16 protein-coding genes are annotated in these 15,075 nt (G+C 61.5%); 6 read left to right on the top strand and 10 right to left on the bottom strand.

The features are described 5' to 3' along the window. The 5 genes from VLU25_19255 to VLU25_19235 form a co-directional block, all read right to left on the bottom strand. On the bottom strand, nt 1-807 hold an 807-nt coding region (locus VLU25_19255), incomplete at its 3' end, for a hypothetical protein (protein ID HSR70075.1). A gap of 82 nt (nt 808-889) precedes the next feature. Further along, nucleotides 890-1,702 carry a hypothetical protein gene (locus VLU25_19250; protein HSR70074.1) on the bottom strand — a complete coding sequence of 271 codons (813 nt, stop codon included), beginning with the start codon at nt 1,700-1,702 and terminating at the stop codon, nt 890-892. Between the two features lie 54 nt (nt 1,703-1,756). Continuing rightward, nucleotides 1,757-2,440 (bottom strand): hypothetical protein, encoded by a 684-nt coding sequence (locus VLU25_19245; GenBank protein HSR70073.1) that lies wholly within the window; start codon nt 2,438-2,440, stop codon nt 1,757-1,759. Between the two features lie 333 nt (nt 2,441-2,773). Continuing rightward, nucleotides 2,774-3,718: a response regulator gene (locus VLU25_19240; GenBank protein ID HSR70072.1), complete on the bottom strand. Its 945-nt coding sequence runs from the start codon at nt 3,716-3,718 to the stop codon at nt 2,774-2,776. Nucleotides 3,719-3,830: 112 nt separating this feature from the next. After that, a complete protein-coding gene (locus VLU25_19235; protein HSR70071.1) occupies nt 3,831-5,624 on the bottom strand; it encodes a M12 family metallo-peptidase in 1,794 nt (597 codons plus the stop codon). 160 nt (nt 5,625-5,784) lie between these two features. On the opposite strand from VLU25_19235, the gene glpX reads away from it, so the two are divergent. Beyond that, a complete protein-coding gene (gene glpX / locus VLU25_19230) occupies nt 5,785-6,819 on the top strand; it encodes a class II fructose-bisphosphatase (protein ID HSR70070.1) in 1,035 nt (344 codons plus the stop codon). Nucleotides 6,820-6,965: 146 nt separating this feature from the next. Further along, entirely contained in the window at nt 6,966-8,210 is a 1,245-nt protein-coding gene (locus VLU25_19225; GenBank protein ID HSR70069.1) for a lanthionine synthetase LanC family protein, read from the top strand. Between the two features lie 81 nt (nt 8,211-8,291). On the opposite strand, the gene VLU25_19220 is transcribed toward VLU25_19225, so the two are convergent. Next, the gene (locus VLU25_19220) at nt 8,292-9,293 is read right to left on the bottom strand and encodes a hypothetical protein (protein HSR70068.1); all 1,002 of its coding nucleotides are present in this window, start codon (nt 9,291-9,293) and stop codon (nt 8,292-8,294) included. A gap of 142 nt (nt 9,294-9,435) precedes the next feature. Here VLU25_19220 and VLU25_19215 point away from each other — a divergent pair, with 142 nt between their 5' ends. The 4 genes from VLU25_19215 (at nt 9,436) to VLU25_19200 (ending at nt 11,951) form a co-directional block, all read left to right on the top strand. After that, nucleotides 9,436-9,813, top strand: a complete 378-nt coding sequence (locus VLU25_19215) for a hypothetical protein (GenBank protein HSR70067.1) — start codon at nt 9,436-9,438, stop codon at nt 9,811-9,813. A gap of 31 nt (nt 9,814-9,844) precedes the next feature. Further along, nucleotides 9,845-10,867 (top strand): galactokinase, encoded by a 1,023-nt coding sequence (locus tag VLU25_19210; protein HSR70066.1) that lies wholly within the window; start codon nt 9,845-9,847, stop codon nt 10,865-10,867. A gap of 66 nt (nt 10,868-10,933) precedes the next feature. Continuing rightward, a complete protein-coding gene (locus tag VLU25_19205) occupies nt 10,934-11,167 on the top strand; it encodes a hypothetical protein (protein ID HSR70065.1) in 234 nt (77 codons plus the stop codon). A gap of 19 nt (nt 11,168-11,186) precedes the next feature. Further along, nucleotides 11,187-11,951: a Stp1/IreP family PP2C-type Ser/Thr phosphatase gene (locus VLU25_19200; protein HSR70064.1), complete on the top strand. Its 765-nt coding sequence runs from the start codon at nt 11,187-11,189 to the stop codon at nt 11,949-11,951. On the opposite strand, the gene VLU25_19195 is transcribed toward VLU25_19200, so the two are convergent. The 4 genes from VLU25_19195 to VLU25_19180 all read right to left on the bottom strand — a co-directional run bounded on the left by VLU25_19195 (nt 11,946) and on the right by VLU25_19180 (nt 15,049). Then, nucleotides 11,946-12,713, bottom strand: coding sequence for an amino acid racemase (locus tag VLU25_19195; protein ID HSR70063.1), 768 nt, complete (start codon nt 12,711-12,713; stop codon nt 11,946-11,948). The two genes, VLU25_19200 and VLU25_19195, sit on opposite strands and share 6 nt — an antisense overlap. Before the next feature lie 293 nt (nt 12,714-13,006). Further along, the gene (locus tag VLU25_19190; protein HSR70062.1) at nt 13,007-13,483 is read right to left on the bottom strand and encodes a putative molybdenum carrier protein; all 477 of its coding nucleotides are present in this window, start codon (nt 13,481-13,483) and stop codon (nt 13,007-13,009) included. Nucleotides 13,484-13,543: 60 nt separating this feature from the next. Beyond that, complete coding sequence (locus VLU25_19185; GenBank protein HSR70061.1) at nt 13,544-14,095, bottom strand: gamma carbonic anhydrase family protein; 552 nt, start codon at nt 14,093-14,095, stop codon at nt 13,544-13,546. A gap of 6 nt (nt 14,096-14,101) precedes the next feature. Next, entirely contained in the window at nt 14,102-15,049 is a 948-nt protein-coding gene (locus tag VLU25_19180) for a YncE family protein (protein HSR70060.1), read from the bottom strand. Between the last annotated feature and the right edge of the window lie 26 nt (nt 15,050-15,075).

Genomic DNA, 15,075 nt, shown 5'->3' with positions numbered 1-15,075 from the left:
TTGCGGTCCCTCGGGTCCGGCAGGTCCCTGCGGTCCTTCAGGTCCGGCGGGTCCCTGGGGTCCGATTTCGCCCTGGGGTCCTTGGGGTCCCTCAGGTCCAGTCGGTCCTTGGGGTCCCTCGGGTCCGGCAGGTCCTTGCGGCCCTTCGGGTCCGGCGGGTCCCTGGGGTCCGATTTCGCCCTGGATTCCCTGGGGTCCTTGGGGTCCCTCAGGTCCAGTCGGTCCTTGGGGTCCCTCAGGTCCGGCAGGTCCTTGCGGCCCTTCGGGTCCAGCGGGTCCCTGGGGTCCGATTTCGCCTTGGATTCCCTGAGGTCCTTGGGGTCCGGTCTCACCTTGGGCCCCAGCCGGTCCTTCAGGTCCTTGAGGTCCCGGAGGTCCAGCAGGTCCCTGGGGTCCGGCAGGTCCGGTTGGCCCCTGAGGTCCCGTCTGTCCCTGAGGTCCCTGCGGTCCCGGCGGGCCGATAAAGGCTTCGTCCCCTCTCAGATCGATCGTCACGGTGTCGACCCTCGGGCGGGGCCAGGTGCGCAGGGGCGCGCTGGCCACCAGCAGTACGTGAAGGTCATTGAACTCGGGTGGGATGACGGCAATGATCTCATTGTCGTCAAAGGCCAAGAGCTCCAGCTCCACTTCGTCCAGCATGACGAACGGGGTGAGACCGAAGTTCTCTCCCTGGATAATGACCAGGTCAGCGTCCAGATCAACCTCTGTGATCACCAGCAAGCCGCGATAGGTCTGAGCGCTCAACGCGGCTGTAGCGATCAAGAGGAGAGCTAAGACAATTAATCCATTCTTGAAAATGCGCCTCATGATTTTACTTCCCTTTCAGAATACCCTGTAAGGCCTTTCGACCGACAGGTTCTAATTTTCGGGCCCTGTCTTCTCCTTGCTCTCAGCGACCGGGCGGTATGGCCCGTCTCGCCGTAACTTTGTCTTTTTTCTTTAATTGGTCGGCCTCGGAACGGCTCAATCCTAAGAGCGCCCGGGCCGCTGGGCTGACGACGTTGTATGTGACGGGGACGGTGAAAACCGACTCCTCCCCATCCCTTGCCCTGACCTTCAAGGTCAGTTCCGATTTGAGCCACTTGGCCGTCTCATCGCCTCGGTAGCGCAGTGTAAAACCGGCTGCCGACATGGCGCTGATCTGGCGAGTGGACTCCTCCAACTCAAAGCGTTCCCGGTCGTATTCCAGACCGGTTACCTCAACAGCATCCGGCAGCCCGTTGCACACCCAAAGGGTGGCGCTTTGGCTTCCGCTGAAAAAGTGCATGCGTATTGCCGTCGGTCGCAGGTCCAAGACACCTTCAACCGGTTCAACCGGCCGACGCATCTGCCATAGTTTTTTGCGCGCCCCTCCCTGATCGGCAACCAGCACCCGCCAACCCTCGTCGCTCACAGCCCATTCCTCGCGCACCTTCCAATCGTAGAAGCCGTCTTGGATGAGGCGTTTGACTACGACGGTGACGGTGGCGCGTCCTTCGCTGCTCTCCACGGCCTTCAGGCTCCAGGAGCGAAAAGGCGGTTCGTGGCGGGCCAGGAAATTGGCCTGATTCTGGGGGGCGACCCAGGCCAGGGCCTGGATCTTTTCGCCCCGCAGCAGATGGTCCCAATAACTCTGGACTGCCTTCTCCAATTCGGCGTCACTGCTTTGGGCAGTAGCCGGCTGCAGGAGAAGCGCGCTGAGCAAGCTGATAGCGACAATCATTTCCAACCTCGGCGTGGCGCTCTCGTTCGTAGTGCCCGAGAGGCGCGACGAATGCTAGTTGTTGCTGGGCGGCATCGGATCGTCCGGCTCGTCGGGCGGATCGATCAAAGGAACACCGGCATTGGCGTCGAAGTCGAAGAACGTGGTCCCGACGTCGGGCTGCATGACGGTGGCCTGTGTGAAGGTCGAAAAGTCGGTTACGTTGGCCGTTCCTTGGACGCCGTCGAAGTTGGCCACAACCCAGCCATAGCCCAAAAAGTCGGTGGTATGGTTGAAGTCGATGGCGTGCTGCTCGTAGTCGGCGGCTGCCAGAATCTCGCTGAGCAGGACGCGGTAGGTGAGGCCCGGCGTCAGCGTGCCGTCCATGGTCAGCCCGACACCCGGCGAATCCGGAAGGGTTTCATAGACGATCATGTGCCCGAATTCGTCCCACAGGTAGAATTCCAACGTGCCTTCTAAGTCAGCGAAGGCCCCGTCGAAGACTTCCTGGATTCCCGGAGGGCCCGCCAAGGTGTTGGTGAAGGAAAGGGCCGAGTCCAGGCTGGCGGAAGGAACAGAGGCCAAGAAAACGGCGTGAATGGCACGCTGATCCGGCGTTGCCGAGTCCTGGAACATGGTTACTGCGTTGCTCGCTCCAGCCTTGCCGATGAGGCCGGCCTGAGCGGTGGCCTCGGTGACCGACCCAAGGGTCAGCATGGCCGCCCAGAGCAGAAAAATCCCGAGTTTTGTCTTCATCATTACATCCCCAATGAGTAACTAGCCGCCGTATCCTTACTTCGTTAATTAGAGAGCGGGAGCACCGGCGGCAGGCGCCCTCGACTCTTTGGAGTTCCTCTCTGCAAGCGCAAGCCTGATGTAGGTAACGGCGATTGCATTCCTACATTTTCACCAAGCTTGTCGAACCTTGGCTGTCCCCAATTTAAACGAGTCAGGGGGAAATCGCAAGGTAGATTCGAGGGAGTAGGGAATGAGTACACCCTCTACCCACTCTTTTCAAGAGTCAGGGGGCGATGCCAGTGAGGAATGAAGCATACCAGCTTTCTTCTCGGATGTAAAGTCGGGAATGAAGAATTAGAGCTTCTGTTGCAGGTAGGTTTGCAGGTTGCTGCCGGTGCCGGCCAGGTCGAGCTTTCGGCGGATGTTGCGGCGGTGGGTCTTGACGGTATCCACCGAGACGCCGAGGTGGTTGGCCACCTCTTTGCTGGTGAGGCCCTTGCGGACCATGGTGGCGACGCGGTATTCGGTCTGGGAGAGGGCGGAACTGATATCGAGATCGTCGCCGCCGCCCTTGGCCAGGTCATCCACATAATCGAGCAGAGCGGCAAACTCGGCGGCCACGCCTTTCAGCCCTTGCTTGGTCTCCAGCCATTCGCGCACGGGCTGGGTCAGGTGCCGCAAGCGGTTGACGATCCGCTGCTCCGACTCTTCCCGCGATTTCTCGATGTTGTGGGCCAGAACGGAAAGGGCCGTATTGGCGTCTTGCAGTTCCTGGTTGGCTCTTCTCAATTGCTGGGTCTTGCGGAAGAGGCTCTCCCGGCTTTGCCTCAGTTCCCGCAGGGACCGCCGGCGCTGCTTCTCGCTGCGCATGGCGTCCAGGGCTTGCTCGACCCTGTGTCTGAGAAATTCGAAGCTGAAAGGTTTCTCGATGAAGTCGAAAGCGCCTTCCCGCAGGACGTGCACGACGCTGTCCTTGTTGGCCATCCCGGTCACGACCAGGATCTTGCTGCGCGGACTGTGCTCGCGGATGACTGGAATCAACTCCAGACCCGACACCCCTGGCATGCAGAGATCGAGCATGACCAGATCGAAGGGATCTGACCGATGCAGGAGGTCTTCCAATTGCAAGGGCGAACTCAAGACCTGGGTCTGAAAACCCCAGCTCTCCATGGCTTCCTGCAGCAGTTCGCAGATGTGCTCTTCGTCGTCCACGATCAGCACCCGCACCTGCTCGCCTGTTGAAGGCGGACGGCTGGGCGCTCTCTCGCTTTCGACCTGTTGGGGAAGCGGATAGCTCATGGTTTTTCTGAGGCAATGCGGACGTTCATGGCGATGGTACCTACTTGATTACTCCTCTCCGGGTTTTATTTTTATCTCATGTCGAAATCCATTTGACGTCCATATCCCTTGCCTATGGCCGGATTCGTGGCCCGGAGGGGACACGCGAAGGCCGGTAGACAAAACTCAACCAGGTACTGGGAGAAGGCGTTCCTTGTTCGTCCAGGGCGCTGACCCGCCAACGAAAACGGGTGCCCTCGAGACTTGAGGAAGGCTGAAACTCGAGGTCTTTGGTTGCTACGGCGGAGTACTCGTCGGTGTCCTCGTTGATGATCTCGAGCAGGTAGGAGATCGCTCCCTGGGAAGCCTGCCAGGAAAACTGCGGCTGATCTGTGCCGATGACGCCCTGAGGAGCGACGACATGGGGAGCAGCCAGCGGCAGGATGCTGAAGTCCTGCCACAGGCTCCATTGGCCCGAACCCTCCGAACCGGCGGCGCTGATTCGCCAACGGTAATTGTGGCGGCGGGCCAGCGGATCGGAGGGGCGGAAGGATTCGCCGCCGGTGTCGGCGTCCACCACCAGGTGAGCCATGGTTTCGTCGTAGACTTCGAGGCGGTAGGACTCGGAGCCTTGCACCGGCTGCCAGGCGAAGAGAGGAGCGCTGTCCGTCACCTCGCCTCCGGGGGCCAACATTTGCGGGGCGGGCAGCGGCTCGCTGTCCTCGGGGGCTATGCACTGGGCCCGCTCCAGGCGCCGCGAGATGGATCCCAGGCTGCAATCCGAGAATCCCCTGGCGGAAGCGTCCACGATGGGCCACATGATGAAGCCCGATGGCGCGTCCTGGCAGCTTCCCGTTCCGTCGTGGCGGGCTCCCAGGTTGTGGCCGATTTCGTGGGCGGCCAAGACGATGCGGTGGGCGGTGCTGGAGAGGTCCTGAGAGATGGCGGTGGCATGGGTCGTGTTGCAGATGCCGCCGATGCGGGCGATGCCGACGGGGCCGTTGAGCTGACGTCCGGTGAAGAGGTGGGCCAGATCGTTGCCCGAGACCTGATCTGGCGAACTGAACTCGTCGATCAGCTCATCGGCGTCCGTGGTGGCGCTGACGCCATCCTGGGAGCGGCTGGTCCAGACCCGGGTCTCGGTGATGCGGAAGCTCAAACCCGTTTCACGTTCGTAGATGGCGTTGATTTGGTGAATGATGCTCTGGACACGGCTGGCCGTGGCCGATCTGTGGCGACCGTAGTAAAACGAATCTGCCACCAGCCTGATCTCCACTTCCCTGTCGCCTCCGCTCACCTCCAGCGAGCGAATCTCGTCCAACAAGCTTCTGGCCGCAGCCCCTCCCCGAGGCGGCTCAGTTTCCAGCGTGTCGTTTTCCAGCGAGTTGTACGATGCGGGGTCTAGAGCGCACTGGGAAGCCAGCCAGTCGATGTCTACGTCGCTGAGCCGGTAAACCACCAGGGGTCCCGGCCCTACGCCCGCGAAGAAGCGGTTTGCCGGCTCCAGCATGTAGGCCTCGTCTGACGTCAGGAGGATGCCTTCGAGTTCTTCTCCCAACAGGCTGAAGCGAACCTGGGAGCGGGGGTCGTCGCGCAGCTTCCCGCTCAAAAAGATGGCTTCGGGAGTCTCCTGGCGCAACGTTCCGTCCGCATGGACCCAGACGTTGCGGGCCCGGTCGGCAAACAGATCGGCCGGCCGCAGCAGCATCTCGAAATCATGGCCCCAGGCCGTCATACGGACCTGAAACGAGTCTTGGGGCTCAGATCGGCGCTGGTCGACCGACTGGGGTTCAACAGTGAGTTGCTCGACCCATTCAAAGTCGCGGGGAAGGTCGCGTCCCAGTTCCCGGGCCGCCCCGACACTCCCCGCAAGGCCGAGCAAGACAAGCGTCCAAATGACCGAATAACGGGGCCTCACGCACTTCATGATTTTCATATCGTGCGCGCGCCGATTTCGGATTGTGAGCCTGATCACCAGTTGCGGAGTGCGTTCGAAATATGGCGCTGCCGAGAATGCAGTCCTCTGCCATGACCAATGTTGGCCTCTCCGCCCCGGCGGCCTACAATGGTGCCTGTCGAAGGAGGAAATGGTGAGCGATCAAGAACGGAGTCAACCGACCAATCAGCAACGCCGCCGCCAGGCGCCCGACCGGAATCTGGCGCTCGACCTGGTCAGAGTTACCGAGGCGGCGGCGCTATCTTCGGGGCGCTGGCTGGGCAAGGGAGAAAAGAAGTCCGGGGACCGAGCCGCCGTAGAAGCCATGCGCCTCTTCTTCAGGACGGTCGGTATCGAGGGACGAATCGTTATCGGCGAGGGTGAGAAAGACCAGGCGCCCATGCTCTTCAACGGCGAAGAAGTGGGAAACGGTAAAGGGCCGGCGGTGGACGTCGCGGTCGACCCGGTGGAAGGGACCAACCTGCTGGCATTGGGGCGTCCCAACGCCATCGCCGTGGTCGGACTCTCGCCCAAAGGCACGATGTATGATCCCGGGCCCAGCTACTACATGCAGAAGCTGGTGGTTCCGTCTCAAGCGCGCCATGTGGTCGATTTGGACGCGCCGGTGCAGGAGAATTTGTCCCGCACCGCCCAGGCGCTGGGCAAGGACGTGGCCGATCTGGTGGTTTTCGTGCTCGACAAGCCGCGCCATAAAGGACTGATCGGCCAGATCCGCCAGGCGGGGGCCAGCATCCAGCTGCACACCGACGGCGATGTGGCCGGCTCGCTGATGGCGGTCGATCAATCGTCCGAGGTCGACATGATGATGGGAACCGGCGGCACGCCCGAGGGCGTGCTCTCGGCCTGCGCCATTCGTTCAACAGGCGGAGAGATGCTGGCCCGCCTCGACCCCCAGAGCGACCAAGAGCGCAACCGGTTGCGCGAGTCCGGAATCGATCTCAAGCAAATCCTCAACGTCGAGAAGCTGGTCGCCAGCGACGATACGTTCTTCGCGGCCACGGGAATCTCGGGCGGCACCTTTCTGCGCGGCGTCCGCTACACGGGACGCGGCGCCTCCACCCACTCGCTGGTGCTGCGGGGCCGTTCAGGGACCGTGCGCTACATCGAATCGCATCATCGCTTCGAAAAGCTGATGAAGTACAGCGCCATCGACTACGAGCCCTGATGCCGGCCGCCTGCTCATCGACTCGGGGTCGGCCGCGGTGCTAAGCTTGTCCGATGTTTAGAGCCTCATCCTGGCCGCTCATTTTCTCCCTGACCCTCCACTCATTCCTCGCGGGCTTCCATGGGACGGCCCAGGATTCGCCTTATTTGAAGTCAGCTCTGCAGGCGGGAGATTGGCTCAAGGCGAATCGGATTGCCAGCGAGCACGGCAGCTTGTGGATGATCGATCCCGCCGACCCCAAGCGCAGCGCCACCAACCTCTATTCGGGAAGCAGCGGGGTGGTGCTCTACTTTCTGGAACGCTATCAATTGACGGGCGAGCGGGAATCGCGCGAGATCGCCTTGAGCGGCGCCGACTACCTGATGGCTACGCTTCCAAGCCGCCCCCAGGATGTGCAGGCCGGGCTCTACACGGGCATTTCCGGAGTCGGATTCGTTCTCCTGGAAACCTACCGCGTCAGCGGCGAGGAGAAATACCTGGAAGGCGCCCGCCTGGTCTTGTCGCTTCTGGAGGAGTCGGCCCGCAACGTCGGCAAGGGCGTTGATTGGGGACCTTCGACGGATATCATCAGCGGCAGCGCCGGCACCGGGCTTTTCCTGCTCCATGCGGCCCGCGAACTGCAATCGCCCTCGGCCCGCCGGCTGGCCGCCCAGGCCGGGGAGCGCCTTTTGGAGTTGGCAAGGCCCGACCAGGGCGGACAGAAATGGGCCATGAGAGAGGATTTTCCGCGGCTCATGCCCAATTTCTCCCACGGTACCGCGGGCATCGCCTACTTCCTGGCCATGCTCTACAAAGACACCGGACAGAGGGAGTTTCTTCAAGGGGCCATCGAAGGAGCCCGCTATCTGCAAGCCGTAGCCAGGACATTCGGCAACGGTGAGGCCTGCCTCATCTTTCACCACGAACCGGAAGGCGAAGAACTTTTTTACCTCAGTTGGTGCCATGGCCCGGCGGGGACGGCCCGGCTCTTCTACCTTCTGCACCAGGTTAGCGGCGAGGCGGAATGGATGGAGTGGGTACGTCGCCTGGCCCGCGGCGTTCGCGAAAGCGGGATTCCCGAGAAGCAGACGCCCGGCTACTGGAACAACGTCAGCCAGTGCTGCGGGGCGGCGGGAGTGGCCCAGTTCTTCCTCAACCTCCACCAGGCCGCCGGACGCGCCGAAGATCTTTCCTTCGCCCGGCTCATGGCCGACGCCCTGTTGGAGAAAGCCACTGTGAAGGACGGTCAAGCCCGCTGGGTGCAAGCTGAGCACCGCGTCCGTCCCGAACTGTTGCAGGCTCAGACCGGCTACATGCAGGGTGCCTCCGGCATCGGGCTGATGCTCTTCAACCTGCACCGCCAGCAAAGCGGCCTCGAGCGCGGCATCGTCCTGCCCGACAATCCCTTTTAGTCAGCGTCCTGCGGACACGAAAAAGCCCGCCGCAACGGGCGGGCTTGGGAAAATGGCGGCTGGCGCCGCGGCCGATCGGACCTAGCCGGATACCTGAGCGCTGGTGTCGCGCTGCTTGGGCACCGACAACTGGCCCACCACGAATCCGCGTCCAACCTTGGTCACGATCAGCTCATAAGGCTTGTCGTAGCCCTTGACGTAGAACTCGATGGGCACGTTGACGGGCACCTCTTTTCTCTGGATCCGCCGTCCGTCGACTTGAATCTCGATCTTGTAGTGCTGGTCGTCGAAATCGGTATTCTTCAGATCCAGCGCCACATCGACGATCTTCATGACCGCGCCCTTTTTCTCCAACTCGAAGTCGTAGATGTCGCGGGCGAAGGTGTCCTTGAAGGCGCTCAAGTCGCCGGCGGTGGCTTCGGCCCGTTGAGAGACGCGGGTCAAGTCGGCGCGGGTGTTCTCAAGGTCGGCGCGGTTGCGGCCGGTGACCTCGCGCAGTTCGCCGATCTTGTTTTGAGCATCGCCGACGTCCTTGCGGATTTCGCTGGTCTGATTCTCCAGCTCCTCCACTTCGGACTTGTCGGCCTTTTGAAGATTGATGGCCTGCAGATCGCGTTGTTGCTGCTGCTGCTCGTTGGTCAACTCGTCGGCCTTTTTCTCAAGGGTGTCGACCTTGGATCTGGCTTGACCCAACTCGCGGCGCTGGCTCTGGATCTTTTTCTCGCTTTCCGAGAGCCCCTCCTGCAGAGTTCCGATAGTCTCCTTCGACTGGACCAAGTCCTCGCTGACCTCGGCCAACTGCTGCTGACTGGTGCTCAGGTTCTGGTGCAGAAGATCGAGCTGCTGCTGAGAGTAGTAGATGTAGTATCCGAGGCCGCCGAGCAGGATTACGGCCACGGCAATGAGCACATACTTGGTGGCGTTGGAGCCCCCGCCGTGGTTGCCCCCGCCGCCGCTGGGGCTTGAAGGGCCGTTCCCGGAATCGCCGCCCTTGGCGCGGGCTTTATTCTTGCCGCCGCGTTCGGGGCGATTGACCCTGGCGAACAAGGGATCTTGAATTCCTTTTAAGTCGTCCCCACTCATATTTCTATTCCCTCCAAAAGTCCTGTTCACAACCGCTCGCGGCTTCCGCTTCACTTCCCGAGCGGATGATTTCCTGGCCTCTTTGTCCGGTTTTTGCCCGGCTGCGTCACTAATAGATTCCGCCTGCTGTAAAATGTTTCAAATGAAGTCGACAGGCGGTTCTCTCCGCATCCTGCACGAAGAGAACTATTATACATTGGATTTTGCATCCCAGGGCTGGTTGGCAGCCCATATGGTGCAGTACCTCGACCGCGTCTACGAGGCAGACAACCGCGCCTCGGCCTTGGTCAAGCTGCTGGGCCTGGGAATGCGCATCGGAAATCAGCGTCCTCCGCGCAGGCCCGGCATTCACTGGGTTGACGTCGATCTGGCCAATCGGCTGCTGGAGTCCAACTCAGACTTCATCCGCAAGGCCGTTGACCAAGAACCCGTATCTGAGGACGAGCCCTACAGCCCGCTGGCCTTGCGGCGTGTCCACCAGGTGCTGGACCGCTACGATTTCACCGTCAAGCTGTTCTGAAGAGTTCATTTCACCCAAGGAAGAAGCCCCTTTGAAGCTCGTCGCCCAGGCTCCTACGCGCATCGATTTGGCGGGAGCCACACTGGACATCCATCCCCTTTATCTCTTTCAAGGCGGCGGGTTGACCATCAACGCCGCCATCGACCTGACCACCGAAGCGGTCCTGCAGGAGCGCGACGATGAGGCAATTGTCCTCCATTCGCTTGACCTTGAGAGCACGGTCGAGGCCGATTCGCTGCAGGAGTTGGAGAGGCTGGCATCGGATAACGCTTTGCCGCTGCTGGTCAATATCGTGAGGTTCTACCGTCCCAAGGGCGGATTCTCGCTGACGACCCGTTCCAATGTACCGGCGGGTTCGGGACTGGGCGGCTCTTCCTCTCTGCTGATCGCCGTCAGCAGCCTGCTGGTGCAGCGCCACAACCTGCCCATGAGCAAACGCCAAATCATCGATTGCGGAGCCGACATCGAGGCCATGACCATTGGCATCCCCACCGGCAAGCAGGACTACTACCCGGCAGCATTCGGCGATATCTCGGCTCTTCACTTCAGTATCGGGCAGGAGCGGCGCGAGGCCTTGACACTATCGGCGGCCTTTCGCCGCCGGCTGGCGCAGAGCCTGCTGCTGGGATACTCCGGCGCCTCGCGGTTCTCCGGCGCCAACAATTGGGACGTTGTCAAGCGCAGCATCGGTCGGCGCCAACAGATGCGGCCCCTGCTCAAGCGCATCGCGGAAACGGCTCATGAGCTGCGACAGGCGCTTGTCGATGAAGACTTGCCGCGGATGGGCCGCTGTCTGCGACAGGAGTGGGACCACCGGCGGCAACTGGCCCAGGGCGTCTCCACCCCCCGGGTCGAGATGATTTTCGAGCGGGCCAAAGAAGCGGGAGCCTGGGCCGGCAAGATCTGCGGAGCCGGGGGAGGCGGATGCTTCATCGTCTTAGCGCCGCCTGACCGCCGTGATCAGGTGGCCGCTGCGTTGGAGGAGGCCGGCGGGCGTCTCATGGATTTTCAGATCGACCGCTCCGGAGTCAAAGTTTGGGAGGAAGAGTCTTGAGCCTGCCCCGATTCCGCCGCCCGCAAGACTCGCCACTAAAGAGGTTTTCTGAGATACTCGAAGACCATGGCCGTGGAGCTGGAAAGCTGTCCCAATTGCCGCTATGCGCTTTTGGAGAAGCGGGCCTACTGCCCTCACTGCGGAGAGCGATTGTCATACACCGGCTGGCAAAAGGCCGCGGCTTGGTTGGTCTTAATCCTCTTCCTGTGGGGATTGGCCCGCTGCAACTTGGAGATGTTCCAGCGGCTCGACCATATGGGCGACGGCCAGGTAGAATCCCAGTCCGCGCCGTTGCCCTGAAGGAGATGCGATAAGGAAGATGGCCAGGGAGGTGCTCCATCACGGCGGCATCGCGTTCGAGTCGGCTGAACGCAGCGACACCGGGTTGGTGCGAAAAAACAACGAAGACAGTTTGGTCATTTCACCCCAACACGGTCTCTTCGGGGTATGCGACGGCATGGGCGGGCATGCGGCCGGCGAAGTGGCCAGTTCGTTGGCCTCGGAAGCCTTGAACGAGGCCGCCAGCAATCATTCCAAAAAGCCGCTGGACCTGCTTCGCCAAGCCGTAGAGCGGGCCAACCGCAGCATTTTCGAGACACAGGCCCGCAACCCCCAGTACCGCGGCATGGGAACCACCATAACCGCCCTGCTGCTGGACACTCCCCAAAGCTGGATCGTTCACGTAGGCGACAGCCGCATCTACCGCTGGTCCTCCTCCGAAGGCCTGCAACAGCTCAGCGTCGACCATTCTCCCGTCTACCGCCTCTATCAACAGGGCATGCTGGATAAGGATCAACTGCGCCGCCATCCTCACAAGAACCTGCTGGACCGTTCCTTGGGGGTGATGCCCACGGTCGAACCCGACGTCTTTCCCATCGAGTTGCAGTCCGGTGACGTGTTTCTGCTCTGCAGCGACGGGCTTACCGACGAATTGTCAGACCGTGAAATCGCCGAGATACTTGAGGGCGACGACCTGCAAGAGTGCGCCGAGCGGCTGCTGGCTCAGGCCAAGGCCACCGGCGGACGCGACAATATCAGCCTCATTCTGCTGCGCATTGTCGAGATGGAAAACCCGGCGTCATGAATGAGAGGCGGAGGCCTCGGCTGGGGCGGGGCGGCGCGACGAGGACTGGCGGGCGGCGCGCAAGGTGGCCCGAGCCAGCAGGTCGACGGAATCGAACAGCTTCAAGCGGGTGCTGAGGTCCTCTTCCACCAGCCCCAATTCGGTGCAGCCGAAGACGGCCGCCTGGGCACCGTGGGAGGCGAGGTTGGCCAAGGCCTCCTGCAAGAGCCGGGTCGCCTTTGCGAAATGGGCGTGGCCGGCCTTGAGCAGATCGATGCTCTTTTGCACGTCTTCCTGCATGTGGGCGTCGGGCAAGATCAACTCCAGCCCGCGACGTTTGAGCGGTTCCTGGTAGAGTCCATGGCGGATGGTGGAGCGGGTCCCCAGCAGTCCCACCCGTACACCCTTTCCCATCTCCTGCAGGATCCCTTGCGCCGTCTCCTCTACGATATGCAGCAGTTGCACCCCAGGCGGCAGGGCCCGCTGCATGTCGTCAAAGAAATAATGGGCGGTGTTGCAGGGAATGGCGATGACTTGGGCGCCCCAGCGGCTGAGATCGCTCACCGCCTTAACCAGATCCGGAATGGGCGAAGGACCGGTTCCGGCCAGGTAGTTGCTGCGGTCAGGGATTTGGCAGGGACTGTAGAGAATGACCTTGAGATGATCTTGGTCGATGCTGGCGGGAGTGAGCTCGATCAACCTTTGGTAGAAGGAACATCCCGCTTCGGGGCCCATGCCCCCCAGGATGCCGACGGTTTTGTGCACTTCGATTCGGCTCTCCAAGGCTGTTCTTGCAGCCTCCAACCTTGACAGCCCAGAGGGATGCCCTACTCAGGGCGAACGTTGCACTTGCGCAAGAACTTCTTGTCCTGTTCGGTCAAATTCCACTTGCGAGGCGGGGCCTTCCGCCTGCGAGCAGGAACCAGTTGAGTCTGGGCTTTGTCTCTTTCATCCTTGGCCATGATCTCACTCGCTCTCGAGGGTCATTGAATCATCGGCCTCTGACGAGGACCTGTTCATCGAGCCTCTGTTCTATCCTAAACGACGCCTCGCAAAGGAAAAAGTTCTAGATAAAATCATACTTGCCCTCCTTTCCGCAGCCTTTTTAGGAGATCCCTGGTCCGAACATAGATGCCGGGGGCCTCGCTTTCACGTGGTCCCGCCACGTTGAGCGTCTGGACTGGGTTGCTCTTGAGCCAGTCCCTGATCGTTTCAGCGGCAGCGTGGTCGTCCAAGTCCTGGCAAAGGTGGGGACGGCCGTAGAGGAGCGCCATTTCCAGGGTCAAGTCGGTGCCCTTGGAACGAGCCGCTCCCAAGGTGAGGAGGAGGGTGGCGTCGGAGTCCCGCACGTTCCACTCGGTGCGCTGGGCCGGGTCGGGCGAGGGGGTTTCCCGCAGCGGGTAGCGGGGGCTGATGGTTCCGTCTTCGGCTTGACGGCGCCGGGGACACCACCCTCCCGACTCCAATCCGGCCTCTGACGCCCAGTCCAAGGCGGCCCTGTCGACGCCGCTTTGGCCTCCCGAAACAACCTTCCTTAACCCTTCTTCGCACATGACTTGCTACTTGGACGCATCGGCCTCGCCGAGGAAAAGATTTAGGGCCCTCCTTGGTTGCTAATCACCCCTGGGCTTGTAGAAGGGATTGCCGTCCGGCTTTTGGCGGCCCAGGTAGATGGCGCTGTAGTGCTGGTAGTTGCGGGCGTGTCGGCGGATGTCCTCGACTTCATCATCGCTCAACTGCCGGGCCACGCGGGCCGGGGCTCCCAGCACCAGTGAGCGGGGAGGGATCTCGACGCGCGAGGTGAGCAAGGCCCGCGCTCCCACGATGCTGTCGCGTCCGATGACGGCGTGATCGAGGACGACCGAGCCGATGCCCACCAGTACATTGTCTTCGATGGTGCAGCCGTGAATCACGGCGCTGTGTCCGATGGTGACGCCCTTGCCGATGAGAGTCGGGGCGCGGCCGTTGGTGACGTGAACCACGGCGTTGTCCTGTACGTTGCTGGCTTCTCCGATTCGGATCCAGTTGACGTCGCCGCGCAGGGTTGCGTTGAACCAGACGCTGGCGCCGCGTCCCAGTGCCACGTCACCGATGACTTCGGCCGAGGGGGCGATGAAGTTGCTCTCGTCAAAGCGGGGGCTGACGCCTAGAAACTCCCGGATCATGTCATCTCAGTCGATCTTGAAGACGCGCAGCTTGTTGTCGCGCTCGTCGGTGACGTAAGCGAACTGCTCGTCGCTGGAAAGCTGCACGTCGATGGGCTTTTTGCCGGCTTTGACCGAAGCCAGTTTCTGCAGTTGGGGCGAGTAGACGCTGAGCATTCGCTGGCCCGTCTCCACCACGAAGAGGCGTCCCTTGGAATCGACCGTCATGGAGAAGGGTTTCTCGCCCACCGGGACGCGCCGGGTCTCTTTGAGGTCGAGGACGTCGATCACGGAAAGGTCGTTGGTGTCGGCGTTGGAGACGTAGAGGGTGGTCCCATCTTTAGAGAAGGCCAAGCCGTTGGGCTTGAGTCCGACGGGGATCTGCTTGATGACTTCGCGGGTATTGGTGCCCAGCACCCAGACATCGTTCGATCCGGCGCAAACTACGAAAAGGCGGTCGCCCAGGGGAGAGACGGCGGAGGCCATGGGCGTAACCCCGATGTCCTTGCTGGCCACGATGCGGTGGGTGGCGGTGTCGATGAAATCGATGCGCCCGATTTTCCCGCGTCCGTAGTTGGTGACGAAGGCTTCCAGTCCGCCGGGAGAGATGGTGATGTTGCTGGGCCGTCCGCCCACCTTGATGTCGTCGATGATCTGTCGGGTCTCGGCGTCGATGACTTTGACCAGTCCTCTGCGGTTGGTCACGAAGAGCTTGTCCCCCGAGGGGGTGACGGCTACGCCGATGGGTTCGTATCCGCCGTAGAAGTCAGCCCGAATTTGTCGGCTTGATTCATCGATAACCACCACTTCGTCGCTGGCGAAGCAAACCACGTAGATGATTCCCGAAGCCGTGTGCAGGGCCGCGTAAAGCGGTGCTTTGCGGACCTTCACCTCATCGACCTGCCTCAGGTTGATAGCCTGCATCAGGCAGGTCATCGAGAAGAGGGCGATGAGAGCGATCAATGTTCTGCGCATAAGTCCTCTCCCTAAATGGGTGCTCC

It is taken from the genome of Acidobacteriota bacterium, from assembly GCA_035471785.1.
GTDB lineage: Bacteria > Acidobacteriota > UBA6911 > RPQK01 > DATIPO01 > JANQFM01.
The sequence above is the reverse complement of the archived record's forward strand: the minus strand, read 5'-3'. Positions and strand labels throughout refer to the sequence as shown.